The following is a 26,570-nucleotide window of genomic DNA, read 5'->3' as shown; positions in this document are numbered from 1 at the left end:
ATAATAATCCATACGAGATCATCCTTATGTTGCGCGTAAAAACTTTGCGGCTCAGCAAACGTTCTCCCTTGCTCTGCACGGCGGCCATGCTGCTGACGTGTGCCCAAACTCACGCTACTGAAAATAACGGAACCGCTTACCCACTCGGTCTTGACACCGTATTGGCTGGGCGAATGCCACCACCAGGGTTAACCACCTTTTTTTACAGTTCTGCTTACGAGTCGACTGAACTAAAGGGGGCCTATGGGCGCAGCATGGCCGGGATTGAGGACTTCAACCTCAGTTACCAGTCACTCGCGGTATGCCTGGACTACGTTTATTCCGACTACACCTTATGGGGCGCAACACTGGCCAGTCGTGCAGCCTTGCCCTATATAAAGGGGCAGGTGAGTTTTTATACAGAAACGCCCCAAGGGCGTGTCCGCAACAGTGGCAAGGATGAAGGCTTCGCCGATCTGGCGTTTACTCCACTGTTTCTGGGTTGGAGTTCTCCACGTTTCCATCAGATGCTGGGTGTGGATTTTTATGCACCCACCGCTTCGTATGACAAGGATCGGCTGTTCAATGTGGGAACCAACGTGTGGTCCTACTCGCCGTGGTACTCCTTCACGGCGAACCCGATAGACGAGGTGGAGCTAAGCGCCAAGATTCTCTACATGATAAACGACAAGAATCGTGCGACTGATTACCGGTCGGGGCGCGAGATTAATGCTGACTATCATCTTGGCTACAGCTTGAATAAAAATTGGCAGGTTGGGGTCAGTGGGTATTTGTACAAGCAGGTGAGCGATGATGAGCGTCACGGTGAGTCGGTGTGGGAGGACGGCAATCGAGGTCAAGTCGTTGCATATGGCCCTGTTGTGAAATATCAAACCCCCGAATTTGGCGTACTGATGAAGTGGCAGCATGAAACGCTTGTCGAAAACCGGGCCCGCGGCGAGCGACTCTGGCTCCAGGCGGTCGTGCGTTTTTAAGCCTGGTCTATTGGCCACATCTGCGAAGCAGGGGCGCCAGTCGTGGCCCTTGCGCCGTGATTGGTGCATCAGCACTACAGTCCTTGGTGATTTTCCTGTCTAGTCAGTCTCTGGTGCCTCATTTATGGTCTGGTGATTAGATCAATCAGGCGGGCTTTGGGATGCAGCAAAAGGAACACTTCAAAACGCTGAGCGGCTTCGGCTCCGTGCACGACGTACCCAAGCTGCCAACCGGTTTTACTGACGTCTTCGAAAGCTACGAGATCGCGGCCAACGGCGTGAAACTGCATGCCGTCATTGGCGGGCAGGGCAAGCCGTTGCTACTGCTTGGGGGCTGGCCGCAAAACTGGTTTGCGTGGCGTTACCTGATGCTGCCGCTGGCTCGCACGTTCACCGTGATCGCTGTCGATCCGCGGGGTGTCGGGCTCTCGGAAAAAGCGCAGGAGGGTTATGACTCAAGGACCTTGTCCCAAGACATGTTTGCGCTAATGGACGCCTTGGGGCATGAGTCTTTCGCCATGGCCGGCCATGACATCGGCATGTGGACCGGTTATGCCATGGCACACGATCAACCCGCCCGAGTCGAGCGCATTGCGCTGGGCGAGGCGCTTATTCCAGGCTTATCGGACTCTCCGCCTTTGCTGCCTGAGCAGCGCTGGCTCAGTGATTTTCTCTGGCATTTCAACTTCAATCGGGCGCTGGGCATCAACGAGCAACTGGTCAGTGGTCGCGAAGAACTCTACTTCGGTCACCAGTTCGCGACCAAAGCAGGCTCGCCAGAGGCGGTGCCCCGTTACGCGGTCGACTTCTACATCGAACAACTCAAGCGCGATCCACAAGCGCTGCGGGCCAGCTTTGACTATTACCGTGCAATCGATCAGTCGATCCCACAGAACCAAGCGCGCAAAGCAACTCGCCTGACCTTACCGGTGTTGGCATTTTCGGGTGCGCTTGCCTGTGGCGACAGCGTCGAAGTCGAGTTGCGCACGGTCGCGTCCAATGTCGAATCCGTGGTCATTGCGGATTGCGGTCACTATCCGGCGGAAGAACACCCGGAGGCATTGCTGGCCGCGTTTGAGGCGTTTTTCGCACCCTATGCACGATGAGAACGATACCCCTAGTGCCAGAGGCTGCCGTCATGTCTGTTGTTATCGCCCAGCTTAGTCGCGCCAACCTCGGCGGCCATTTCCACGGTTACGGTCTGCGCACCGAACCAGCGTTGATCTCCCCCTTCATCGGGGTCGACCACTACTGGATGGATGCGCCGACCTTTGCGCCACACCAGCATGTCGGCATTTCGGCGGTGTCCTACCTGCTTCCCGATTCCGAGACAGGGATGGCCAACCGTGACTCGATCGGCACTCAGAATGTGATTCAACCGGGCGGTCTGCACTGGACCACCGCCGGCCGTGGCGTGGTGCACGAGGAGGTACCGGTCGAAACCGGCAAAAAGGTTCACGGACTGCAGATCTTCGTCGCTCTCGCTCCGTCGAACAGGGACATCGCTCCGTTCCCGCTGATACTCGAAGCGCAGGATGTGCCAGTCATGCAGGAGCCAGGTGTCAAGGTGCGGGTGCCGTTGGGGAGCTATCGTGAGATGCGCTCCCCGCTGAGTCCACCGACCGAGGTAACGATGCTCGACATCTCTCTGGAGGAGGGTGCCGAACTGAGTGTGCCTATTGCCGCAGGCCACTGCATGTTCATCATGCCAATCGAAGGCACGGTGGAAGTGGCGGCCCAGCGCTTCAATCGCGAGGACCTCAAGCTTCCGGTGTTCCCGGCGCAAGAGGCTCCACGCGAGGTCAAGTTAAGAGCCCCGCAGGGCAGTGCCAACGTCGTGCTGTTCAGCGGACCTCCGCTACCCTTTGTTTGAACCCAACGAAACGAGGATTTCTACTATGGCTGCCGTACGATTCACCGCAGAGAACGCCGCGTTGTTGCTGATCGACCATCAGGTCGGCACGATGCAACTGATCAAAAACATCGACCGTGAGTTTGCCGCCAAGCAGTCGATTGCGCTGGCCAAGATGGCGAAGATCCTCAACATGCCGGTCGTGATTACGTCCAGCCAGGAAGATCAAGCCCAGGGCCCGATTCTTCCGGAAATCGCCGCGATACTCCCAGAAGCGCACGCGGCACGGATCAAGCGTCCCGGTGTGGTCAACGCCTGGGAATACGCCGACTTCCACGATGCAGTGCTCGCCACAGGGCGCAAGCATCTGATCATGGCCGGTGTGACCACCGACGTTTGTCTTATCTTTCCGGCAATCGATGCTGCGCTCGAAGGCTTTGCCGTGCAGGCCGTGCTGGATGCTTCGGGTTCGCCCAGCGATCTTTCCGAAGAATTCGCCCGTCAACGAATGCACGACGCCGGCGTCGTGCTCACCGCCACCAATACGCTCATGGCAGAAATCGGGCAGGATTGGTCCACACCTAATGGACAGCAATTGATTGGCTTGTTGTTCACCGACGTATTCCCGGCCTTGGGTGCTGGCATCCAATAAACCACGATCCCGTCACGTTGCTCGAAACGCATGGCTCTTCGGGCAACGCGACAGTTCTCAGATCAGTTCACTGCCGCATAACGAAGATATTCGGCGCTGATCCGGTTTGAATGGGTAACCAACCCGCGGACGAAGGGTAATCGTGCTGCTTCATAACGGGCCAGCACGGCGGCAATGGGTTCGTCTGCGCCTCGGTCTGCGAGCATCCGGGCCAGCACCGCCGCATCTTCCACCCCAGTCAAAAAACCGCGCCCGGTCATCGGTGAAACGACGTGGGCAGCATCCCCGATGATGGCCAGTGCGCCACGCGCCAACCGCTGCGGCTTGTACTCGGCAATCGGAGCGCCGCTCAATACATTCGCTGAGCGCAAGCCGACAGTCACTGCCTCCGCCCACATCTCAGGCCAGACCTGAGGGACCTGGGCGACCAAGCCAGACCTCACGTCTTCATCGATCGTCCCGCGTCCGAGTGTGCCCACGATGTGGCCATCGACAGTCAGGCAACCAGTGCGACGGAGCAATGCCTCCTGATGTACATCGAACCATGCGAATGTGACTTGACGCTGACCTGGCTCCATCGAGCCGTCGCGACCTGGAAGTACCGCAGCAACCAGACGATATCCGCCCACGAACTCAATCCATAGGCCGCCGTCCGATGGCCAGGGGACGGGACGCGTCAGCGCTCGCTCCTCGACCAGTCCACGCCACACCAGATAACCGGCGTAGCGGGCAAGCGGTGCGTCGGGCGTGATTGTCTGGCGAACAATGCTGCGATATCCGTCCGCCCCGATCACCGCAGCGGCAACCCTCTGCGTTCCGTCGGCAAAGGAGAGTTGTGCCCGATCGCCAAGGTCTGTGACCGAGGTGACGGCGTTGCCTTCTTCGAGGACGATGCGGGGTGTTGCGACAGCCCGGTCCCGTAGCCAGCTGTAAAGCGCCGGCCAGGTCGTCAGTTCGCGATAGGCGCGGACCACGGGCAAAATGGGCGCAGCACGCGGATCATGGCCAACTGTCGCCGCGACCACATCGAGATCGATGCTCAGGCTGTCGCCACCGTGTACACGCCCGACGGAGCGCTCAACGACACGAACGGGCACGCCCCTGGCCGCGCACGCGAGCGCCAGCGTGAGGCCGGCAAGGGATCCGCCGACAATTATAATTTCCGGGTGTGTGGTGTTCATCGCGTGTAAGCACTCATAGCGTCAACCTTCGTGAAAATATGCCGGTTCATCTAAAGGTCTTCTGCGTGACTGAAATGATCAGCGCGATCACTGCCACGCCGATCACGACCCAAAAGTATTCCATGCTGGCGACCAGGGTCGATTGCTGCTGCAGCATTTGTGCGTGCATCGCCACCGAGATTTGGTTCGCTGTCGTGGCGCCCACTTCGGATGACAGTGCTTGCGCCAGCTGTTGAGTCTGCTCCAGATAGAGAGGGTCGCTGGCGCTGAAATGCACGTTGAGGTTGTTGTATTGCATGGTCGTGCGCCATTGCAGAAACAGTGTGGCGGCCGTGGTGCCAATCGCCATGGCGATCTGTCCCATCATGTTTTTGATCTGATAGGCATGCGCGAACAGCTTCTCTTCTTGCATCACATCCCGAAAGGTCTGCATGGCCGCGGTCGACATCACCAACATCACAAAGCAGCCATTGAGAATCAATGCCGGCAGAATGTTCGACCACATATTGGCGCTGGGCGTCAGCGAGGACAGCAGCCAGCCAAAGCCACCCAGCGCGATGAATCCCAGAATGAAGAACTTCTTCGGGGCAGGGTGCTTTGGAAGGAGAGTGGCCATGATGACCCAGGTGGCCAGGGTGCCGGTCAGTCCGATGGCCTGGAATGTACCGATGGTGTCCCAGGAGTAGCCCAGTCCTGTTTGCAGGAAGTACGGCAAGATGTAGTTATTGGCGCCCAGTACAACGTAGGCGTAGCAAAACAGCGCCACGCCCTGGAGGTAACGAGGCTGCATCAAGTCCCTGACCTTCAGGAAGGGCTTGGCCTTGTTGTGTTCGGCGTGGAAGAAGGTGTACATCCCCAGTGCGGCCAAGAGTGCGCAACCGACGATGATGAAGGTGTCGTTATAAAAGTCGTAGTAGGACCGCTGCAAAATGTAGAGCAGAAAGAAACTGCTGAGCGACAACAACAGAATGCTTGCCAGGCTTGAGGGGGTTCGGTCCTCCTCGGGGATAGGGCTCGTAGGCAGAAAACGCACGCAAAGTGCTGCTGCAACCAAGGCACCGACGATCAATATCCAGAAGATGGCGTGCCAGGTATTTTCGGCAACCATCCACGACGAGATAAAAGGCGCCGCAGCCGTCCCGCCAGCGAGCCCGGTGGCAAATACTTTGATTCCTGTGAACCGGCCCGGGCCAGGGGGAATCAGATTTATCATGAGGCGTGCCGACGTCATGAACGAGGCCCCACCCAGGGCCATGACGACTCGGCCTACGGTGAAGCTGGTCAAATCACTGCTCACGCCACACACGAAAGCGCCCAGCACGAATACGCTGATTGAGCCGAGCATGAAATTGCGCCAGCCCAGGCGCTCCGTCAACCAATGCTGTTTTGAAATCACCACCACTGCGATACAGGCATACAGGGCGGCCACCAGGCTGAATTCTTCAGGGCTGGCCTCGATTTCGCCGCGAATCGGTGCATTGGCAAAAGCGATCATGCCCGCCTGCAAATATTCCAGCGCACAGAGCAGGCCCACAGTGAACAACAAGGCAGCGTGTTTTCTGTACATGATCCCCCCGTCAAAATTTCAGGTTTTTGGGGTCATGGTCACTGCCCTCATTGGCACTGATCACGCGTTCCACCACTTCATTGGCGTCCTGAAGTTCGTTCTTGAAAATCTCGGTGCTGTAAACCGGTTGCTGTGCACCGGTCTTGTTCAGGACAGGGCCATTGCGATCGGAGGTGTCGACTGAAACCCGCATGGACAAACCCAGTCGCAAGGGGTTCTGTGCTATTTCCTGCGGCCGCAAGGCGATCCTTACCGGCACCCGTTGCGTCACCTTGATCCAGTTGCCCGTAGCGTTCTGGGCCGGCATCAAGGAGAAAGCACTGCCGGTACCGGCATCCAGGCCGATGATGGTCCCGTGGAATATGACGCTGCGGCTGTAGGCATCCGCGCGCAGCTCAACGGGTTGGCCAATACGCAGGTCTTCAATCTGCGATTCCTTGAAATTGGCATTGACCCAGACTTGATCACCCGGCACCACCGACATCAGCGCGATGCCCGGACTGATTTTTTGTCCGACCTGCACATTGCGTTTGGTGATCACGCCTGCAACCGGTGAGTAGATCTGGGTGCGATGCAAGGCGATGTAGGCATCACGCAGGTTGCTTGCCGCCACCAGCACATCCGGGTGAGTGCGAAGTGTGGTGTCGTCGACCATCGCACGCCGAATGGAGAGGGCGTGTTGGGTGCCATCAAGCCCTGCGATTGCGTTTTTGAGTACGTCGGCGGTGTGACTGATCTCTTCACGAGAAACTGCACCGCTGGCGCCGAGTTGGTTGCGCCGACGCAAATCATCCCGAGCCTTGCGCACGTCGTTTCGACGCTGCTCGACTTCGGCCAGGAGTTGCTGGACCTGGTAGTACTCAGTGCGTGCCAGGCGTACTGCGCGAGCGAGGTTCGACTGGGCGCGCTCGTACTGGATCTCGGCATCGACGGCGTTCAATGTGACCAATGGCGCGTTGGTATCGACATGATCGGTGTTGTCGCCGCTGATTGCCGTTACGGTACCGCTGACCTGGGAGGTCACCTGAACAACGTTGCCGTCGACATAGGCATCGTCGGTGGATTCGCTATCCAGTTTCAGCAGGTAGGCAACGCACAAGGCAACGACCATAAGGACGATGGCCACGATCAGCAGCAATGTGGGGCGGTGCGACGTTCGCTGTTGAGTGGTAGCGGCTGGGGAGGGCGTAGTTGTCGTCATAGCGTCATTTACCTGCCTGGGGAGGCGCGTTTTTCGGTCAACATTGAGTTAACGAGGTTGCAGCTTTCCGAACGCACCACGCTGGTAGCCATCAATGGCTTCGGTCAGCGCAAGCTGAGAGGCGAGCGCCAGCGGTCCTTGCCAATACACGGGTTGATTCAACGGGACGCCAGAAAACAGCACGGCTTTGGCATTGCCCTTGGGGGCGCTCAACCTGACTGCGCGATCGTCACGCAGCGGAAGATTCACCGGTAGCGTGAGCTCGATGAGATTGAAGGGGAGGCCGTCGACCCACACTTCGCCGTCAATCGGCATCACGAACGCCACGTGACCTTCGGGGATCGGGAAGCTGACTTCAGCGCCGTCCTCGAGCGAGATGTCCAGCACGGTCACTTCGGTGGGCACCGATAACGGCGACGACACCTCGGCGAAACTGCCCAGTGGCACGCGCACCTTGACCCCTGGCAAACGCACCACGGGCACATCCTGCGCTTCGAGACTGAGCGCAAACGGAGCGTCCGCTTGGCGCTCCTGCGGCAGGTTGATGAAAATCTGCAGCATGTGCACCGTCTTGCCCGGCTCGGCCGGCACCTCCTCGTGCACCACGCCTTTACCCGCCGCCGTCCAGTGCAGCCCACCGGGTTTAATCAGGTTGCGGTTGCCCAGCGCGTCGCGGTTATCAATTCCGGTCTCGGAATCAAGAAACAGATAGGACACGGCTGAGAAACCGGCATGTGGGTGCGGTGGAAACGTCGGCCCGCTGATCCAGGCATGATCGACCGCGAGAAACGGGTCGATAGGCTTGGCGAACTGATTTCCACGCAGGCTGAAGGCCCGGAACTGACTGCCGTGATTCATGCGCTGCAAACGTGCGACGGTTGTCATGGCAATCTCCTCAGGCGCTCTGTGCCGGGTTCATGGCCGGGTAATCGATATACCCTTGCGCGCCCGGTGCGTAGAACGTGTTCTTGTCTGGAGCATTAAGCTCAGCGCCTGTACGAAAGCGTTCAGGCAGATCGGGGTTGGCAAGGAAGGCGCTGCCAAACACGGCGGCATCGGCTCGACCCTCAGCGATCAAGGATTCGGCGGAACGCTGATCGAGCCCGCCACCTATCAGGTAGCTGCCGTCGAACAGTGGACGCAGCAACGCGTGGTAGTCGACGCTGGCGCCAAACAGGGCAACGTGCAGATAAGCCAGATTCAGCCCGTGCAGCTGTTCGACCAAATAGGTGTAGGTTTCTTGCGGATTGGCATCGACGATGTCGTTGAAGTTCATCTCAGGCGAGATCTTGAGACCCACCCGGTCACCACTGATTTCTGTCGAGATGGCAGCCAGCACGTCCAGTACAAAACGAACACGGTTTTCCACCGATCCGCCGTACTCATCCGTGCGTTGATTACTGCCCGTGGAAAGAAACTGTTCAGGCAGATACCCCGACGCGGCGTGAACCTCGACACCGTCGAAACCGGCCTCGATGGCCAGGCGCGCCGCTTGGCGATAGCCCTCAATGACCGCGGCAATTTCAACCACGCTCAGTGCATGGGGGGTGACGAAATCCTCAAGGCCCGTGGCGGTCCAGGTCTGGCCGGCGGGTTTGATCGCGGAGGGCGCCTGTGGCTGGGCGCCATTGGGCAACAACGAAGGGTGCGAGATGCGACCGCAGTGCATCAACTGCATGAAGATCCGTCCGCCGCGAGCATGCACGGCGTCGGTAACTTGCTTCCAGGCGGCGACCTGCTCGGCGGTTTCGATGCCTGGCGTGCGGACATAGCCCTTGCCCATCGCCACGGGGAACACACCTTCACTGATGATCAGGCCGGCGCTGGCACGTTGTGCGTAATAGGTTGAAACCAGTTCGCTTGGTACGCCGTCCTCGTCGGAACGCGAACGTGTCATCGGGGCCATGACCATGCGGTTGGACAGGGTGTAACGACTGATCTGGACTTGGGAAAAAAGAGAATTCATTGCGGTGCTCCTCAGTAATCGATGTAGCTATCATTGATCAATCCGAATCCGGGATAAACCGGGTTAAATTGAAATGACTGATCCACTGATGGAGCAATGTTGACAGGCGGGGTCGGGCGCCCGGAATCGACGCTGAGGATGTCATGGTGGTGGGCGGAGCAAATTGCGGCCACGCAAATCTGGCGGATCAAACCGAAGCTATTTCCCCGGGCCTTTCTGCCTGATATCTCCACAAAAAATATCGATGTTGCCACTGTCCGGTGCACTTCGAACGACGATGGAGTACTCACCGGAAAGCAGGACCGGCAGTGCGACCGGTGCGCTTCTTGAGAACGCCCAGCCGCGTATGGCCTGGCGTTCGGTGGTGACATGATCATTCATGGCGTAAGCGACTGGCCCGGGGTGCTGGCAGCTGCCTTTATTGATGAAGGTGAAGAGGCGCAAGGGCAGGGACGCTCCGCTTGGCGCACCACTGATGAAGAAACTGAGCCCGGTTTCTTTGCCCCAGTCTGCCAACGTTACATTGCCGATCTGACCGGTGTTCTGCCGGGTGGCAACCAAAGGAACGCTCACGCCATGGTTTGATGAAGTGGTGCAGCCGAAAAGGCTTGCGGTGACCATTAGCGCTGCAAGTGAGTTTCTACGCTTCATTGCCAACCTCCTGGTGAAGAACTGCAATGGGAGATTAGCGGGTATAGCTCATTCGTCGTCTTCCTGGCGTTGCCTGTTCGAAATTCTCCATTCATGCGGAATCTGGCAACAGTGTTTGTCCAGTGGGTCGCTGTTTGAGGGAGGGGTAAACACCTAGCATCGTCTCTACCGAGTGAGCCAATAGAGTCAGTGTCAACACGCTCACGAGGTTAACTTTTGACGATAGGGTGAATACGATGAAAATCTCAAAAATTGCGATGTTTCTTGCGCTTGGCGTTTTAGGTACACAGGCCTTTGCAGGCGAAAGCCATTCAACTGCCGCAGACAGCAAGACGCCTGTAGACACGTACACTTACGACATGAAACTGGATATCCAGAAAGTCATTACAGTGTCAGATATTCCTGACCAGTGCGGGCCAGTCCCGGCGCAAATGACGTATGAAGACTCTCAAGGGCAACGGCATATCCTGCAGTATCAAGTCATGGGCACTGGCTGTTCAAATGGTTGAGTCGTGTGTGGAAGATGGAGGGTCGACACTCCATGCCTGCCGCGCCAGAGCTTTAAAAGTGTTGTTATTGTTTTCTGCGTAATCCGACGATTTTTTCATCAGAGGCCAACACGCCTGGAATATAACCTTTAAGAAACTCCACCCATGTTTTTATTTTTGCATCCACGAACTTTCGTGATGGGTAGATTGCAAATAAGTTGAATTCTTCAAAATGATACTCGGGCAATACGCGCACTAACGTGCCGGCCCTGAGGCCATCGACTGCAGACGCAATAGGCTGAATACCGATACCCATCCCGTTCGTTATAGCGACGGTCATGGCATCCGCGGTGTTGACGTGAAAGGGAGACATTGGAGTGTTGACGGTCTCCACGCCTTCGGGCCCCTCAAATACCCAGTTTCCAGCCGGCATTACCGTATTCACAATTCTCAAACAATCATGTGAGCCAAGAGCCCCCGGTGAATCGGGGTGTCCGCGTTTCTGCAGATACGCTGGCGAGGCGCAGAGAATGCTGTAAGTGGTGCCTAGCCGCTGCGCTACAAATCCGGAATCGGGTAAGTCCCGGGCCAAAACAATCGACATGTCATAGCCTTCCTCCAGCAAGTCGGGCAACCGATTAGTCAGTGTCAAATCAAACATGACCGAGGGATGAGTCTCTCTATATTTGGCAATGGCATCGATCACGTAATGATTACCAATGGCTCCCATCGCGTGAATCTTGAGCCTGCCGACGGGCATGATGTGAGCGGTACCCGCTTCCTCCTCAGCTTCACGGACCTCGTCCAGAATATTTTCGCATCGCTGCAAGTAGCGCAGACCGGCTTCGGTCAGCGCCAGGCGTCGGGTTGTGCGGTTAATCAGGCGAGTTTGAAGCCTGGCCTCCAGGCTGGAGACCGCTTTGGAAACGTTGGTTGTTGTGGTGTCCAACACCTCAGCCGCCGCGGTAAAGCTACCGCTTTGAGCGACCGCAACAAAAAAACGCATGGTTTGGAAAACGTCCATCGTTTCCACCTCAAGGGTATGGATAAAGAGGGCGGCCCTGCAAAAAGACCGCCCCCTCGTGGTGTATTACTTCTTCTGCGGAATAAATCCAGGTACACCCGTTTCCACGACTGAGTTGAATCGAACCCGGGTCGTAATCTCTTCCTTGATTTCAAGCATGGCCCTGTGCGGCAGGGTAGAAATATCAATGTTTTCCTGAATATGGCTCGGCGTCGCAGACGTGGTCAGGAAAGCGACTCCCCGCTGGACCGACCAGGCCAATGCTACTTGAGCCGGGGTTTTCTGTATGCGCTTGGCGATCCCTGTAATCACCGAGTCTTCCAATACGTTCGGCTCCATGCCATGCCCGAGTGGCGCAAAGGCAAGGACGATAATTCCGTGCTGCTGACAATACTCAAGCAGTTCCCATTCAGGCAAATATGGGTGGGATTCAACCTGCACGACGGCGGGTTTTATCCGGGCCACTGCCACAATCTCTTGTAACCGCTCCAGCGTGATATCAGACAAGCCGATGGACTTGCAGCGGCCTTCATCCACCAGGCGCTCAAGCGCCCGCCAGGTTTCAATTAACGTCACGCCTGAATCGTAGATGACTCGACCGTGCTCGTCTCTTGGGTCCTGATCATCACCGGGCTTAAAGGCAAACGGCGTGTGGATCAGATAGCAGTCGATGTAATCCACTTGAAGCCGTCGGCAACTGGCCTCGAAAGCAGGTTCGACGCGCTCGGGGCGATGGTTGGTGTTCCACAGTTTCGTGGTAATGAACACGTCCTCGCGCCGGACCTTGCCTGCCTCAATCACTTCCTGCAGGGCAACGCCGACCATTTCTTCATTTCGATAACGTTCTGCGCAATCGAAATGGCGAAATCCCGCTTCCAGCGCGGCCTTGACCGCTTGTGTTGTCACGGAGAGATCCCGAAACAGCGTGCCAAAGCCAACGGCCGGCATCTCACCCGACCCGTGTGTCAGTGGGAATCCGGTATCGCGAAGTGCATCGTGAAATGATTCGTAAGGCATATCTTTTACTCCAATGTCTGGCGCTACTGATAGGAAGGTTTCTGGTCTTCGCGACTGGCCACTCGTTGCTCAAACACACCGATGGAATTACCGCCGAGTGCCACGTACAGCCGCACCGTGTCGAGGTACTGCGCGGTCTTCACTCTGATTTGACCCAGTAACGCTTGCTCATAAGCACGTTCCGCCTCCAGCACCTGGAGAATGCTGTTCTCGCCTTGCGCGTAGGCTTGCTGGTTCAACCGAAAGCTCGTTTCCGCCGCGCGCAACGCGTCCTCCTGTGCCAGGTTTTCCTCTGCGTCATGATTGATCGCCTGCAGCGTGTCAGCGACCTGACCGAACGAACTAATGACGGTTTGCTGGTAGCCGGCGAGGGTTGCCTTGTAGCCGTCCACGGCGGCCTGACGTTCAGCTTTCAGCGTTCCGCCATTGAAGATGGGCGCCGTGAGCCCGGCAGCGAAGCCCCAGAGTGCGGCACCGCCATTGCCTGAAGCCGCTTGTGCAAGCGACGCGGACAGTTCGACATGCGGATAGAGGTTAGCTGTCGCCACCCCAACCGCGGCGCTGGCCATGTGCAGTTCTGCCTCTGCTTGCCGTACGTCCGGCCGGTCGTGGGCCATTTCGGAAGGGAGACTGACCGGCACGTTTGCCGGCAAGGCAAACTCGGCGAGCGTGAAGTCAGGCGCGATCCAGTCAGCCGGGCCTTTGCCCGTCAAAATCGAGAGCGCATGGCGTGCCGAGTCGCGCTGCTGGGCGAGGGGCGGCAACAGCGTGCGGTCCTGGGCGAGCCGGGTTTCGGCCAGTGAAACATCGATCTGCGTGGTGCTGCCATTGGCGTGCGCCATGCGCACCAGTTCGAGGTTCTTTGCGTCATTGGCGAGCAACTTCTCGACGGCTGCCATCTGCGCATTCGCCGAGGCCAGCAACAACGCCTGGCTCGCGACATCGCCCGTCAGGGTCAGGTACGCCGCTTCGTAGCGATGCTTCTGCAGATCGGTAAACGCTTGCTGCTGTTCGACCTGCCGCTTGTTACCGCCGAAAACGTCAAGGTCGAAGCCAACCCGTGGCCCAATCGCATAGAAATTGGAGGTGGAAGGTTCTTTCGCGTTGTGCACCCGTTGGCGGCCAGCCAGGGCACCAAAATCGACCTGCGGATACAGCGCACCTTCCGCCGCAGCGACGGAGGAAGCCGCTTGCCGGATCGTTGCGTCTGCCGCTACGAGCTCAAGATTGCCGTCAATGGCGCGACGTACAAGCTTGTTGAGCTTCGGCGAACGAAACGCGGACCACCAGTCACCGTTGACCTTTTTGCCCAGGTCGATGCGCTGTTCGCCAGGCTTGTTGCTGCCTTGGCCAAGACGCTGCTCGGCCTGTTGGTCATAGTGCTGCGACAGGCTCGGTGGCGGCATTTGATAGTCAGGGCCGACGGTGCAGGCGGTCAGGAATGCAAGCGCCGACACCGCACCGAACGTGGTTTTGAACATCTGTCTGTTGATGAAGCGTGCAGGGGATTTCATTTGGCAAACTCCACGAAAACTAGTTGGTCGGAACGGGCTTGCGAAGAAAGACAACCAGTGGGCTGACCACCAGCATCGCGAACATCAAAATCTTGAACTGGTCGACCACCGCGATAAACGCTGCCTGGCCGGTGATCATTTCGTTGAGCCCCGCCAGTGCTTGCAGGGACGTCGGCACGGAATGCGCAGCGGCGCGATACGGCGTCAGGTTACTGGCCAGCGCCATGTGCATCGCCTGCGTGTTGTTGAAGAAAAACAGCTGCACAATCGCAACGCCCAGGGTGCTGCCGTACACCCGTGACAGGTTGAACAGGCCGGTGCCTTCCGGGCGTAACGTCGGGTCGAGTGTGCTGAATGCGACCTTGGTCAGCGACGGCATCAAGATGCCGATGCCAATGCCCTGGATTGCACCCGCCACCGCCACGGGCGACCAGTCCATCAACGGCGAATAGCCGAGCATCAGCCAGTTGGCATAAATCACCACGGCGACGCCTGCCGCCACGAACAACCGACGGTCGAAACGCTCGGGAACACGGCTCATCAACAGGAACGCACCGACCAGCCCGATCCCGCGCGGAATCGTCAGGGAACCCGTGGTGTCAGGCGGGTAGCCGAGAATCTCGTCGAGCATCGGCGAGGTCAGCGCCATGGTCGACAACAGCACGAAACCCACGGCGAAAAAGATGACCGTCGAGAGCACGAAGTTGCGGTCGTTGAACAAACGCTTGTTGAGGAAATGCACCTTCGTGGTCAGCACATGCGCAGCGAACAGGTAGAGCCCCAGTGCACAGCCGATCGCTTCCAGCCAGATCTCGGTCGAGGAAAACCAGTCCAGGCGCTCTCCGCGGTCGAGCAACATTTGCAGGCTGATCAAACCCAGCGTGAAGCTGCCGAAACCAAAGAAGTCGAACGACGGACGTTTCTCGGCCTTTTTCTCGGCAAGCAACAGCGCCATCACTAGGAAGATAAATGCCGACAGCGGAAGGCTGATGTAGAAGATCGGGCGCCATCCGAAATGTTCGCCGAGCCAGCCGCCGATGCTCGGGCCGCTGACGATGCCGAACAGCACGATGGCCGTCCACGTTGCGCCAAATTTCGCACGTTTCTCGAGAGGCAATGTCTCCAGGGAAATCGCCATCGACAGCGGTGCCAGCACGCCACTCGCCAGGCCTTGAATAATGCGTGCGCCGACGAATTCCAGCGGCGTCGTTGCCTGCGTCGCGAGCAGCAAGCCAAGGACGAAGAAGGCCAGCGCGGCTTGATAAACCAGTTTCAAGCCATAGCGCCCGGCGAGCCATTGCGCAATCGGCATCGTGATGGCGCTCGCCGCGAGGTACGAGGTGAATATCCAGCCAGCCTGGTCGTCGGTCATCGACAGACTGCCCTGAATCAACCTGAGTACCGCATTCGGCAAAGGCAGGTTCGCCGACTGCATATAGGTCGCGAGCAGCGCGGCGAACCTTAATGTCCGCGCACCTTGAGGTCCGGCAAGTTTGGCGTTCATCAGAAGTTACCTGCGGTTAACAGGGCCTTGAGCGGATGCCACCAAGGCGTGCGATAACCGGTATCGACCTTGACCGTGGCGCTGGTACCCGAGAAAAGCGGCAGGGCAGGGTCGACCTCATCGAGTTCGAGTCGGACCGGCACCCGCTGCACAACCTTGACCCAATTGCCGGTCGCATTTTCAGGCGGCAGCAGGGCGAAGTCTGACCCGGCACCGGGGCTCATGCTGGTCACGTGGGCTTTGAAGACGCGATCAGGATACGTATCGATCCTGATGGTCGCGTCCTGGCCTGGACGCATGTGGGTCACGTCGGTTTCACGGAAGTTGGCCTCTACCCAGATCTCGCGATCGGACAGCAGGGCAAAGGCTGGCGCACCGTTGTTCACATAGTTGCCCACCTGCAAATCGTCGACCTTGGCCACGATGCCATCGTCCGGCGCATACACCGTCGCGTACGAGAGATACAGCTGCGCCTCGTCGAGCTGAGCCTTGGCCTCGCGAACCGACGGGTGACTATCGGCTTCGATGTTTGGATTGCCGTTCAAGGCAACGACCGTGCTGGCGATCTGTTGTTCGACCGATGCGATTCGTTGCCGGGCCACTTTAACGTCAGTGTCGGCGCGCTCGTAAATCGAGCGCGAGACAAACTCTGTAGCGACCAGGGCCTTCTTGCGGGCAAAATCCCGCTGGTCGAAATCGGCCGACTCTTTAGCCGATTGCAGTTCAGCCTGCTGCTGGCGGTAGCTGGCCTTGAGGCCATCGATGCGCAACCGCGCGACGCTCAACTGCGCTTGTGCACGGTCAACGGCGATCTGCAGCGGTTTCGGGTCGATCCTGAACAGAATCTGGCCCTTGTGAACAGGCTGGTTGTCTTCGACTGCGACTTCGACGACTTGCCCGGAAATGCGCGCGTTGACCGATGCCTTTGCCACTCGGGCGTAAGCGTTATCGGTCGAAACAAAGGGCTCACCCGCGACATAGTGGGCGTACCCAACCGCAGCGAAGAGGACAGGGAACCCCACCATCAGCAATGGCCGAATTTTCTCTTTAAGCGGCTTCTTGATCGGTGAGTCAGACGGGTTCGGCCCTGGATGCTCGAAGGTCTGTGTAGCTGGGATGTCGAACTGTTTGGTCATGATCGATTGCACCTATTAACCGGGAAGTCGGGCTAACACCCGCAAAAACAGCCATACCGTGTGCGGTCAGGAGGATCGCTCCGCCGCCTCTGTTTCGTCGCCGCAATACCCAGTTCGAGCTCCGCTACAACAAACCTCAAAGCCAAGGAATTTCTGGTTCCTTAATTTTGTGCGATGGTGTAAGAATATCCCCCAAGCTCACCTTCATTCAAGGATTTTGTACGACATGGCACAAAAAAAGATTACAGAGGCGAAAGGCCGCGGCCGCCCACGCGCGTATGACCCGCAGACAGCGCTGCTGCAGGCGCTTGATGTTTTTTGGAGTACCGGATATTCCGGCGCTTCTCTGGACAGCATCGCCACGGCCGCCGGGATGAATCGCCCAAGCCTCTATGCGGCATTCGGCGACAAGCACGCGCTGTATATAAAAGCGCTGGAGCAGTACTGGGAGTTTGCCGCTGCGGCCATGCAGGAGGCGCTGACGGACAGCGAACTGACCTTGAGCCAGGCATTGATGCGGTTTTATGAGGGGCAGCTGTCGATCTACTTCTCGGGTGACGGCCAGCCGCGTGGGTGCTTTGCGATTGGCACGGCGACGACCGAAGCCGTCGAGGATTCTGAAATTCGAGACGTGCTGTCGGACCGGCTCAGCAGGCTCGATGCCGAACTTGAAACGCGTCTGCGAGCGGCCATCAGTTCTGGTGAATTGAAAGGCGATGTCGACCCGGCAGCCCTTGCCGTGCTCGCGTCATCCCTGCTGCATAGCATTTCGATACGTGCGCGGGCGGGCAAATCCCGCGCTGAATTGACCGAGCTTGCACGCAGTGCGGTCAACGTGATTTGCGGTGGGTGAGGTTTCCGGTGAGTGAAGGACTCGACGATATTCTTGCCGAACAGCTGGCCGTGATTTTTTGTGGCATCAACCCAGGCATGACTGCCGCTGCTCAAGGCCACCATTTTGCGGGCCGGGGCAATCGCTTCTGGCGCACGCTGCATCTCGCCGGCTTTACGCCTGAGGAAGTGCGCCCGGAAAACGATCGGACGATCTTGCAGTATCAGTGTGGATTAACGGCCGTGGTTGAACGGCCTACGGCCCGAGCGGATCAGCTGTCTGCCCATGAATTCATCGCTGCCGCTGCGGATTTTGAACAAAAAATCCTGCGCTATGCGCCGCGCTTTGTGGCGTTTCTCGGTAAAGCGGCGTATTGCGCGCTATCCGGCCAGCGAGACATTGCGTGGGGGCTTCAGCCAAAGACCTTCGGCAATGCCTCGGTATGGATCCTGCCCAATCCCAGCGGGCGAAATCGCGCGTTCACACTTGATCAACTGGTGGGCGCGTACCGCCAACTCTATTTAGCAACCGGCGAGCAACCTCACCATTAAGCCAGGTACCGCCGAAACCACCCCAGCGTCCGGTCCCAGGCCAGCTTGGCCGCGGCTTCGTCGTATCGAGGCGTGGAGTCGTTATGGAAACCATGGTTGGCGCCGGGGTAGATGTACGCCTCATAGGTTTTGCCCGCAGCTTTCAGTGCCTTCTCATAGGCGGGCCAACCTTCGTTGATGCGGGTATCCAGTTCGCCGTAGTGAAGCATCACCGGCGCCTTGATCCGGGGGACATCCTTGGACTCTGGCTGGCGGCCATAAAAAGACACGGCAGCCGCCAGTTCCGGATAAGCCACGGCCGCCGCATTGACGACGCCACCGCCGTAGCAGAACCCGGTGATCCCGACTTTTCCAGTGGTCGCGTCATGCTTCATCAGCCATTCGATGGCGGCGAAAAAGTCGTTCATGAGCTTTTCCGGGTCGACGGTCGCCTGCAGCTCCCGGCCCTTGTCGTCATTGCCGGGATAGCCGCCCACCGACGTCAGGCCATCAGGGGCGAGGGCGATGAAGCCTGCTTTGGCCACACGCCGCGCGACGTCTTCGATATACGGGTTGAGCCCGCGGTTTTCATGCACGACCACCACCGCCGGCACCTTGCCGGTGGCTTTCGCCGGGCGCACCAGATAGCCACGGACTTGCCCGTTGCCCTTGGGGGATGGATAGGTGATGTATTCGGCAACGATGTCCGGGTCAGTAAATTCAACCTGCTCGGCGAGCGCATAATTCGGGCTCAGGGCGGCGAGGAGCGCGCTGGCGGTCAAACCACCCAAAGTGAACAACGCCGCCCGATCCAGAAACTCACGCCGGTTGATCTTGCCGTGGGCGTAGTAGTCGTACAGTTCGAGCAGTTCCGGAGCAAAGTCTTTCGCAGTGAGACGGGGCATCTGTGCGCTTCCTCTTGGGCGGGTCGGTGAGCGATACCTACCGAGCGTAGCCGCTCACAAAAAAAGAGGCCTTAGCCTCTTCTTTTTTTATTTCCTCCGATTACACCCTCGACTGCTTGTACGCGCGCCGGAATTTATGCAGCAGCGGTTCGGTATAACCATTAGGTTGTACGCATCCCTCAAACACCAGTGCGCAGGCCGCTTGAAACGCAACCGACTGCTCGAAGTCCGGTGCCATAGGCGTGTAGATCGGATCACCGGCGTTTTGCTCATCAACGACCCGCGCCATGCGCTGCAATATCTCGACGACCTGATCCTTGCTGATCACCCCGTGTCGCAGCCAGTTGGCCATGTGCTGGCTGGAAATGCGCAAGGTCGCGCGATCTTCCATCAGCCCCACGTTATGGATGTCGGGCACTTTCGAGCAGCCGATGCCTTGTTCGACCCAACGCACCACATACCCCAGCAAGCCTTGGGCATTGTTTTCGACTTCCTGACGAATCTCATCGGCCGACCAGGATGGGGCGGTGACGACCGGTACGCTGAGCAAACCGTCCAGAAGTGCCGGGCTGGCGCCACCGAAGTCTGTTGTTTCAAGGGACTCTTGCACCGAGCGCACATTGACCTGATGGTAATGCAGTGCGTGCAGAGTCGCAGCGGTCGGCGAGGGTACCCACGCGGTATTCGCCCCCGCTTTCGGGTGGGCGATTTTTTGCTTGAGCATATCGGCCATCCGGTCCGGCATGGCCCACATGCCTTTACCGATCTGCGCCCGCCCACGCAATCCACAATCCAGACCGACGAGCACGTTGTTGCGCTCGTAGGCCTCGATCCACGAGGTATTTTTCATGTCGCCCTTGCGCAACATCGCGCCCGCTTCCATGGCGGTGTGCATTTCGTCGCCGGTGCGATCCAGGAAACCAGTGTTGATGAACGCGACCCGTGAGGAAGCTGCCGCGATGCAGGTCTTGAGGTTGACGCTGGTGCGCCGCTCCTCGTCCATGATGCCCATTTTCAGGGTATGGCGTTCGAGCTGGAGCAGGTCTTCGATGCGGCTGAACAACTGCTCGGCGAAGGCCACTTCGGTGGGGCCATGCATTTTTGGTTTGACGATGTAGACGCTACCGGTGCGGGAGTTACCGCGACGTTGCAGGTCATGCAGAGCGATCAGGCTGGTGATGACGCCGTCGAGAATGCCTTCCGGGATTTCCAGTCCATCCTTGTCGAGAATCGCCGGGCTGGTCATCAGGTGTCCGACGTTGCGGATGAACAACAACGACCGCCCGTGCAGCGACAGTGAGCGGCCATCGGCGGCGGTGTACTCACGGTCAGGGTTCAGCCGCCGGGTGATGGTTTTACCGTTTTTCTCCAGGTCTTCTTTCAGGTCGCCTTTCATCAAACCCAGCCAGTTGCGGTACACCTGCACCTTGTCATCAGCGTCGACCGCCGCCACCGAGTCTTCACAATCAATGATGGTTGAGAGGGCTGCTTCAATCAGCAGATCCTTGACCCCGGCAGCGTCAGCCTGACCGATAACGCTCTGTCGATCGATCTGAATCTCGACGTGCAGATCGTTGTTTTTCAGCAGAATGGCCGTGGGATCAGCGAGGGAACCCTGGTAGCCGATGTACTGCGCGGCGTTCGATAAACCGGTTTGGCTGCCGTCTTTCAAGGTGGCTTCCAGTGTGCCGTTGTCGATTCGGTAACGCGCCACCTCGGCATGGGAACCGCTGCTCAAGGGGAATGCCTGATCCAGGAAGCCACGGGCAAACGCGATGACTTTCGCCCCGCGTACCGGGTTGTAAGTCCGGCCCGGTTCGGCGCCGCCGTCATTGGAAATCACATCGGTACCGTAGAGCGCGTCGTACAGCGAGCCCCAGCGCGCATTGGCGGCGTTGAGCGCATAACGCGCGTTGACGGCCGGGACAACCAGTTGCGGTCCGGCCTGCACACTGATCTCCGTATCGACGTTGGCGGTGCTGACCTTGACGTCTGCGGGTTGCGGTTGCAGGTAACCGATACCGCTGAGGAAGCTGCGATAAGCCGGCATGTCAGTCACCGGCCCCGGGTGGACGCGGTGCCAGGTGTCCAGTTCGGTTTGCAGGCGATCGCGTTCAGCCAGTAGCGCGCGGTTGATCGGTGCCAGTTCATGCACCAGTGCGGCGAAACCACTCCAGAACGCTTGAGGGGCCAGGCCGGTTCCCGGCAGCACGTCCAGATCAACGAAACGTTGCAAGACAGGCGCGACCGTGAGGCCTTGGCAGTTCACGAAATCGGTCACTTTTTGCATCTCCATCACACAGAATTTATCGAGCGCAGATAACGCCCTGTTCAGTTCAGGCATTGCGCCCCAGCTTTGGCCACCTGCGCGTCCTGCTCGGCCTTGACCCCGGACACGCCAACCGCGCCGATCACCTGACCGTCGACGATGATTGGCACGCCGCCCTCAAGCGACGTCAGCAATGGCGCCGACAAAAAGGCGTGGCGCCCGCCATTGACCATCTCTTCATAACCTTTGGATTCGCGCCGACCCAGGGCCGACGTGCGGGCCTTTTCGGTGGCGATGTAGGCGCCAATCGGAGCGCAACCGTCGAGGCGTTCGAGGGCCAGGGGATGACCGCCGTCATCGACAATCACGATGGTCACGGCCCATTGGTTGTTCTGCGCTTCGGTGCGTGCAGCCGCGAGAATTTGGCTGACTTCGGTCTGGCTCAGTACGGCTTTGCTTTTCATGGGGATACTCCAGTGCTCGGTGAGGGCAAGGCGGCTTCGACCAGTTCGATCCAGTGCCTGACAGGGGTTCGGCCCGCACCGTCGAGGTGGGACTGACAGCCGATATTGGCCGTGACAATGACTTCGGGATGTCCGCTTTCCAGCGCATTGAGCTTGTTGTCGCGCAGTTGCCGGGACAGTTCGGGTTGGGTCAGCGAATAGGTGCCCGCCGAGCCGCAGCACAGGTGACTGTCGGCAACAGGCGTGAGGTTGAAGCCCAGACTCGTCAGAATCGCTTCCACCGCACCCCCCAGTTTCTGCGCGTGCTGCAAAGTGCAGGGGCAATGAAAGGCCAGGCGTTGGGCGCTGTGGATACCGAGTTTTTCCAGCGGCTCGTCGCGCAGCACTTCGACCAGATCCTTGGCCAGCGCACTGACCTTTTTCGCCTTCTCGGCATAGGCCGGGTCGGTGCTGAGCAGGTGACCATAATCTTTGATGAAGGCGCCGCAACCGCTGGCGGTTTGCACAATGGCTTCGGCACCGTTTTCAATGCTTGGCCACCACGCGTCAATGTTGCGACGGGCACGATCCAGGCCGGCCGCCTGAGCGTCGAGGTGATAATCCACGGCGCCGCAGCATCCGGCCTCGCGGGTCGCGATGACGCTGATCCCCAGTCGATCCAGTACTCGCGCAGCGGCGGCGTTGGTATTGGGCGACAGACTCGGTTGCACGCAGCCTTCGAGCATCAGCACCTGCCGGGCGTGGCGAGTGACCGGGCGCGGCTTGGCCGGATAGACGCGGCGAGGCAGCTTTATCTGCAAGGTGTTGGGCAACAACGCCCGGAACACCTGACCACTGCTGACCAGAGCTTTGAACAGCGCCGGATTGGGGACGACGCTGCGCAAACCTTCACGCAACAAGCGCTCACCAAGTGGGCGCGGCACCGCCGCATCGACCACCGCCCGGCCGATGTCCAGCAAGTTGTGATAGTCGACGCCGGAAGGGCAGGTGGTTTCGCAGTTACGGCAGGACAGGCAGCGATCCAGGTGCTGTTGGGTCTTCTGCGTGACTTCGTTGCCCTCCAGAACCTGCTTGATCAGGTAGATGCGGCCCCGCGGTCCATCCAGTTCATCGCCGAGCAATTGATAGGTCGGGCAGGTGGCATTGCAGAAACCGCAGTGCACGCAGGTGCGCAAGATGCTTTCGGCTTCTTCGGCGCGGGGCAGTTGGCGGGCTTGTTCGCTCAAGGTGGTCTGCATGGATCAAAGCTCCGCGTACAGTCGCCCGGGGTTGAAGATGCCCCGGGGATCGAGTTGTAGCTTCAAGTTCCGGTGGTAGCGTATCAATGCGTCAGGCAACGGTTGAAACGGGCTGTCGATCAGACCATGGGTGTAGCAGGTCACATGCCCGCCGACTTCTTCGACGATCGAGCGAATGAACATTGCCTCTGCATCGGATTTGAGCCAGCGCTGCGCACCGCCCCAATCGAGCAACTGACCGCCAGGCAGGGAAAGCCGAGGCGTGCTGTGAGGGACGGACAGGCGCCAAAGTGCCTGGTCCTCATCGAAGAAACTCAATCGATGTTCGTTGAGATCCTCCCAATACGAAGCGTCGAGCAACTCGCCGCCCAATCGGTCATGTGCCGCTGCCACTGAACCTTCGCCACCCTCAAGTCGCAGGTGCAGGCGCTGCCCATCGTGGCACGCAGCACTGATCGGCAACGGTTGCTGGCCCCATTCGGCGAGGCGCAGCAAGGCGCGATCACTGTCCATTTCCAGGCTGATGCTTAACGCTTGACGCGGCTTGGGCAGGACCTTGAGCGAGACTTCGGTGATCACGCCCAACGAGCCGTAGCTGCCGGCCATCAGCCGCGACAGGTCGTAGCCGGCGACGTTTTTCATGACTTCGCCACCGAAGCGTAAATGCTTGCCGTGACCGGTGATGACCCGTGTCCCGAGGACAAAGTCCCTGACGGATCCGGACCAGGGACGCCGTGGTCCCGATAGCCCGCTGGCAATCATGCCGCCGACCGTGGCGCCATCGCCGAAGGAGGGCGGTTCGCAGGGCAACATCTGCTGTGCCGCGTCCAACACTTCCGCCAGTTCTGCCAGCGGGGTGCCGCAGCGAGCGGTGATCACCAATTCGGTCGGGTCGTAGCTGACGATGCCTCGGTGGCTGCGCGTGTCGAGCACTTCGCCTGCCACAATGCGCCCAAGAAACGCCTTGCTGTTGGCGCCTTGAATACGCAACGGCGTGGCGTTTTGCAGCGCCTGGTTGACCTGCTCCAGCAGCGAGGCGCTGTCGTCGATATCGTGTTCGCTGCGCATCAGAAACGCTCCAGTTCAGGGAAGGGCAACTGCCCCATGTGAACGTGCATGGCGCCAAATTCGGCGCAGCGGTGCAGCGTCGGAATGTTCTTGCCAGGGTTGAGCAAACCACTCGGATCGAAAGCGGCTTTGACGGCATGGAACACGGTCAATTCGTCGCTATTGAACTGCGCGCACATCTGATTGATTTTCTCCCGGCCCACGCCGTGTTCACCTGTAATGCTGCCGCCGACCTTCACGCACAATTCGAGGATCTTGCCGCCCAGGGTTTCAGCGCGATCGAGCTCGCCCGGTTGATTGGCATCGAACAGAATCAGCGGGTGCATGTTGCCGTCACCGGCGTGGAAAACGTTGGCCACCCGCAGGCCGTACTCGGTCGACAACGCGGCGATCGCCTGCAGCACACCGGGCAACTCGCGGCGCGGGATCGTCCCGTCCATGCAGTAATAATCCGGTGAGAGACGACCCACCGCCGGGAAGGCATTCTTGCGCCCGGCCCAGAACCGCACGCGTTCGGCTTCATCGCGGGCCTGGCGTACTTCGGTGGCGCCGGCCTGTTCCAGCACCTGGCGCACGCGGTCGCAGTCATCATGAACGTCGGCTTCAACGCCATCGAGCTCGCACAGCAGAATGGCTTCGGCGTCGACCGGATAGCCGGCGTGGATAAAGTCTTCGGCGGCGCGAATGGCCAGGTTGTCCATCATTTCCAGGCCGCCGGGGATGATGCCGGCGGCAATAATGTCACCCACCGCGCGGCCCGCCTTCTCGACGGAATCGAACGCCGCCAGCAGCACTTTGGCGGTCTGGGGTTTGGGCAGCAGTTTGACCGTGACTTCGGTGATGACACCCAGCATGCCTTCGGAACCGGTGAACAACGCCAGCAGATCGAAGCCCGGAGAATCGAGCGCCTGGGAACCCAGGGTCAGGTGTTCGCCGTCGACGGTGAGGATGTCGACCTTGAGCAGGTTGTGCACGGTCAGCCCGTACTTCAGGCAATGCACGCCACCGGCGTTTTCCGCCACATTGCCGCCGATTGAACAAGCGATTTGCGAGGAAGGGTCCGGCGCGTAATACAAGCCAAACGGCGCAGCAGCCTGGGAAATCGCCAGATTGCGCACCCCCGGCTGAACCCGGGCCGTGCGGGCGGCGGGGTCGATGTGCAGAATAGAGTTGAAACGCGCCATTACCAGCAGCACGCCTTTTTCCAGCGGCAATGCACCGCCGGACAAACCGGTGCCAGCACCCCGGGCGACCACCGCGACCTGCCGCTCATGGCAGAGTCGAAGCACGCCTTGTACCTCGTCGATGTGGCGCGGCAGCACCACCAGCATGGGCGTGGTGCGGTAAGCAGAAAGGCCGTCGCATTCGTACGGTTTGAGCTCTTCCTTTTGATGCAGGACTTCCAGATCCGGCCACTGTGTTTGCAGGGCTTGCAGCAAGGCGGTTTTGTCGACATCAGGCAGGACGCCATCGACGCGTTCATCGTAAAGAATGTTCATAGTCGGTTGACGACCCTCAGTTGTTTTTATAGGAGGTCTGTGTCCGTTTACCACTGACTTGCATGATTGGCCTGAGGCGTTCTACTGTCTATGTGTTGATTGGCTGGTCGAACCAGTTTTTTATTCGGTGGTTTTTTATTTGTGACAAAAAACTGTTTTAAAACATTGGTTTATGTTTGTGTTTGAACATTTTCTGTTTTGGCAGCGAGGCTGGTCATACCAGTTGGAGAGTCGATGGAAAGGGCAGAAACGAGCCGTAATCCACAAGTCGCAGACGTGGTCTGTGAACGTATAGAACGGCTGATCGTGGACGGGGTACTCAAGACCGGGCAACTGTTGCCGTCGGAGCGTCGTCTGACCGAAAAACTCGGCGTTTCCCGCACGGCACTTCGCGAGGGCCTGAAGCTGTTGCGCGCTCGCGGGATTATCAAGACAGAGCAGGGCAAAGGTTCATTTGTTGCCGATCTTTCGGGACACGGTGCCGCGTCGCCGCTGATGCACTTGTTCAGCTCACAACCCCGCACGCTTTACGATTTGTTCGAGGTTCGCAGCCTGCTTGAAGGCGAGTCCGCACGCTTGGCGGCGTTGCGCGGAACCGACGCTGATTTCGTTCTCATTACCCGCAGCTATGAGGCGTTGATCGACGCCCATAGCCGTTCGCTGGAGGCGTCTGAACACGCCCGGCTCGATCATGCGTTTCACCTGGCGATTTGTGAGGCCTCGCACAACCCGGTGTTGGTGCAGACCTTGCGCTCGCTGACGGACTTGCTGCTGAACACGGTGTTTGCTTCGGTGAACAACCTTTATCACCGCGAGCCGCAAAAGCGTCAGATCGACCGTCAACATGCGCGGCTCTACAACGCTGTCACCGGCCGTATGCCGGAACAGGCGCGCAAGGCGGCTATTGCGCACATTCAGAGCATCTGCGAAAACCTCAAGGAAATTGAAAGCGAGGAACAGCGGTTGGTTCGGGCCACGCTGCGACTTGAGGGGTGGGCGTAATGCCCGGGTCTTTAAGCGTACGCATTCCCCTGTGGG

The 26,570-nt window shown here is 58.8% G+C and carries 25 protein-coding genes; 8 read left to right on the top strand and 17 right to left on the bottom strand.

Features of this window, described 5'->3' with window-relative positions:
* Positions 1-26: 26 nt before the first annotated feature.
* The 4 genes from PMI27_RS19805 to PMI27_RS19820 all read left to right on the top strand — a co-directional run bounded on the left by PMI27_RS19805 (position 27) and on the right by PMI27_RS19820 (position 3,478).
* Positions 27-974 carry a SphA family protein gene (locus PMI27_RS19805; RefSeq protein WP_008157122.1) on the top strand — a complete coding sequence of 316 codons (948 nt, stop codon included), beginning with the start codon at positions 27-29 and terminating at the stop codon, positions 972-974.
* A gap of 161 nt (positions 975-1,135) precedes the next feature.
* A complete protein-coding gene (locus tag PMI27_RS19810; RefSeq protein ID WP_008157121.1) occupies positions 1,136-2,080 on the top strand; it encodes an alpha/beta fold hydrolase in 945 nt (314 codons plus the stop codon).
* A gap of 32 nt (positions 2,081-2,112) precedes the next feature.
* A complete protein-coding gene (locus PMI27_RS19815) occupies positions 2,113-2,847 on the top strand; it encodes a pirin family protein (protein WP_008157120.1) in 735 nt (244 codons plus the stop codon).
* 25 nt (positions 2,848-2,872) lie between these two features.
* A complete protein-coding gene (locus PMI27_RS19820; protein WP_008157119.1) occupies positions 2,873-3,478 on the top strand; it encodes an isochorismatase family protein in 606 nt (201 codons plus the stop codon).
* A 62-nt stretch (positions 3,479-3,540) separates the two neighbouring features.
* Here PMI27_RS19820 and PMI27_RS19825 read toward each other — a convergent pair whose 3' ends face one another.
* The 6 genes from PMI27_RS19825 to PMI27_RS19850 all read right to left on the bottom strand — a co-directional run bounded on the left by PMI27_RS19825 (position 3,541) and on the right by PMI27_RS19850 (position 10,044).
* Positions 3,541-4,659 (bottom strand): FAD-dependent monooxygenase, encoded by a 1,119-nt coding sequence (locus PMI27_RS19825; RefSeq protein ID WP_008157116.1) that lies wholly within the window; start codon positions 4,657-4,659, stop codon positions 3,541-3,543.
* A gap of 46 nt (positions 4,660-4,705) precedes the next feature.
* Entirely contained in the window at positions 4,706-6,226 is a 1,521-nt protein-coding gene (locus PMI27_RS19830; protein WP_008157114.1) for an MFS transporter, read from the bottom strand.
* Between the two features lie 10 nt (positions 6,227-6,236).
* The gene (locus PMI27_RS19835) at positions 6,237-7,427 is read right to left on the bottom strand and encodes an efflux RND transporter periplasmic adaptor subunit (RefSeq protein ID WP_008157112.1); all 1,191 of its coding nucleotides are present in this window, start codon (positions 7,425-7,427) and stop codon (positions 6,237-6,239) included.
* A gap of 48 nt (positions 7,428-7,475) precedes the next feature.
* On the bottom strand, positions 7,476-8,312 hold the full coding sequence (locus tag PMI27_RS19840; RefSeq protein ID WP_008157110.1) for a pirin family protein: 837 nt from the start codon (positions 8,310-8,312) through the stop codon (positions 7,476-7,478).
* Between the two features lie 10 nt (positions 8,313-8,322).
* Positions 8,323-9,393, bottom strand: a complete 1,071-nt coding sequence (locus PMI27_RS19845; RefSeq protein WP_008157109.1) for an alkene reductase — start codon at positions 9,391-9,393, stop codon at positions 8,323-8,325.
* 198 nt (positions 9,394-9,591) lie between these two features.
* On the bottom strand, positions 9,592-10,044 hold the full coding sequence (locus tag PMI27_RS19850) for a hypothetical protein (RefSeq protein WP_008157107.1): 453 nt from the start codon (positions 10,042-10,044) through the stop codon (positions 9,592-9,594).
* A 236-nt stretch (positions 10,045-10,280) separates the two neighbouring features.
* On the opposite strand from PMI27_RS19850, the gene PMI27_RS19855 reads away from it, so the two are divergent.
* A complete protein-coding gene (locus PMI27_RS19855; RefSeq protein ID WP_008157105.1) occupies positions 10,281-10,553 on the top strand; it encodes a DUF2790 domain-containing protein in 273 nt (90 codons plus the stop codon).
* A 64-nt stretch (positions 10,554-10,617) separates the two neighbouring features.
* Here the strand turns inward: PMI27_RS19855 and PMI27_RS19860 are convergent, their stop codons facing one another.
* From PMI27_RS19860 to PMI27_RS19880, 5 genes are all read right to left on the bottom strand, one after another.
* Positions 10,618-11,556, bottom strand: a complete 939-nt coding sequence (locus tag PMI27_RS19860) for a LysR family transcriptional regulator (protein ID WP_008157103.1) — start codon at positions 11,554-11,556, stop codon at positions 10,618-10,620.
* 66 nt (positions 11,557-11,622) lie between these two features.
* Entirely contained in the window at positions 11,623-12,573 is a 951-nt protein-coding gene (locus tag PMI27_RS19865) for an aldo/keto reductase (protein WP_008157101.1), read from the bottom strand.
* Between the two features lie 23 nt (positions 12,574-12,596).
* Entirely contained in the window at positions 12,597-14,087 is a 1,491-nt protein-coding gene (locus PMI27_RS19870; protein ID WP_008157100.1) for an efflux transporter outer membrane subunit, read from the bottom strand.
* Positions 14,088-14,106: 19 nt separating this feature from the next.
* Complete coding sequence (locus PMI27_RS19875) at positions 14,107-15,591, bottom strand: DHA2 family efflux MFS transporter permease subunit (protein ID WP_008157099.1); 1,485 nt, start codon at positions 15,589-15,591, stop codon at positions 14,107-14,109.
* Positions 15,591-16,727: an HlyD family secretion protein gene (locus PMI27_RS19880; protein ID WP_008157098.1), complete on the bottom strand. Its 1,137-nt coding sequence runs from the start codon at positions 16,725-16,727 to the stop codon at positions 15,591-15,593. The genes PMI27_RS19875 and PMI27_RS19880 overlap by 1 nt, the downstream gene beginning before the upstream one ends.
* Before the next feature lie 226 nt (positions 16,728-16,953).
* On the opposite strand from PMI27_RS19880, the gene PMI27_RS19885 reads away from it, so the two are divergent.
* Together PMI27_RS19885 and mug are read left to right on the top strand one after the other, a co-directional pair.
* On the top strand, positions 16,954-17,580 hold the full coding sequence (locus tag PMI27_RS19885; protein WP_008157097.1) for a TetR/AcrR family transcriptional regulator: 627 nt from the start codon (positions 16,954-16,956) through the stop codon (positions 17,578-17,580).
* A gap of 8 nt (positions 17,581-17,588) precedes the next feature.
* Positions 17,589-18,110 carry a G/U mismatch-specific DNA glycosylase gene (mug, locus tag PMI27_RS19890; protein WP_008157096.1) on the top strand — a complete coding sequence of 174 codons (522 nt, stop codon included), beginning with the start codon at positions 17,589-17,591 and terminating at the stop codon, positions 18,108-18,110.
* Here the strand turns inward: mug and yghX are convergent.
* The 6 genes from yghX to glcD all read right to left on the bottom strand — a co-directional run bounded on the left by yghX (position 18,107) and on the right by glcD (position 25,532).
* A complete protein-coding gene (yghX, locus tag PMI27_RS19895; RefSeq protein WP_008157095.1) occupies positions 18,107-18,994 on the bottom strand; it encodes a YghX family hydrolase in 888 nt (295 codons plus the stop codon). The two genes, mug and yghX, sit on opposite strands and share 4 nt — an antisense overlap.
* Positions 18,995-19,094: 100 nt before the next feature.
* On the bottom strand, positions 19,095-21,275 hold the full coding sequence (locus PMI27_RS19900; RefSeq protein ID WP_033053318.1) for a malate synthase G: 2,181 nt from the start codon (positions 21,273-21,275) through the stop codon (positions 19,095-19,097).
* A 50-nt stretch (positions 21,276-21,325) separates the two neighbouring features.
* Complete coding sequence (locus tag PMI27_RS19905; protein WP_008157093.1) at positions 21,326-21,727, bottom strand: heme-binding protein; 402 nt, start codon at positions 21,725-21,727, stop codon at positions 21,326-21,328.
* Positions 21,724-22,965, bottom strand: coding sequence for a glycolate oxidase subunit GlcF (glcF, locus tag PMI27_RS19910; RefSeq protein WP_008157092.1), 1,242 nt, complete (start codon positions 22,963-22,965; stop codon positions 21,724-21,726). Before glcF ends, PMI27_RS19905 begins: the two co-directional genes overlap by 4 nt.
* 3 nt (positions 22,966-22,968) lie before the next feature.
* Positions 22,969-24,033 (bottom strand): glycolate oxidase subunit GlcE, encoded by a 1,065-nt coding sequence (gene glcE, locus PMI27_RS19915; protein WP_008157091.1) that lies wholly within the window; start codon positions 24,031-24,033, stop codon positions 22,969-22,971.
* Complete coding sequence (glcD, locus tag PMI27_RS19920; RefSeq protein ID WP_008157090.1) at positions 24,033-25,532, bottom strand: glycolate oxidase subunit GlcD; 1,500 nt, start codon at positions 25,530-25,532, stop codon at positions 24,033-24,035. The genes glcE and glcD overlap by 1 nt, the downstream gene beginning before the upstream one ends.
* Positions 25,533-25,766: 234 nt before the next feature.
* Here glcD and glcC point away from each other — a divergent pair, with 234 nt between their 5' ends.
* On the top strand, positions 25,767-26,534 hold the full coding sequence (gene glcC, locus PMI27_RS19925) for a transcriptional regulator GlcC (RefSeq protein ID WP_008157088.1): 768 nt from the start codon (positions 25,767-25,769) through the stop codon (positions 26,532-26,534).
* Positions 26,535-26,570: the final 36 nt, after the last annotated feature.

This window comes from Pseudomonas sp. GM41(2012) (assembly GCF_000282315.2).
In the GTDB taxonomy this organism is placed as follows: Bacteria; Pseudomonadota; Gammaproteobacteria; order Pseudomonadales; family Pseudomonadaceae; genus Aquipseudomonas.
The sequence above is the reverse complement of the archived record's forward strand: the minus strand, read 5'-3'. Positions and strand labels throughout refer to the sequence as shown.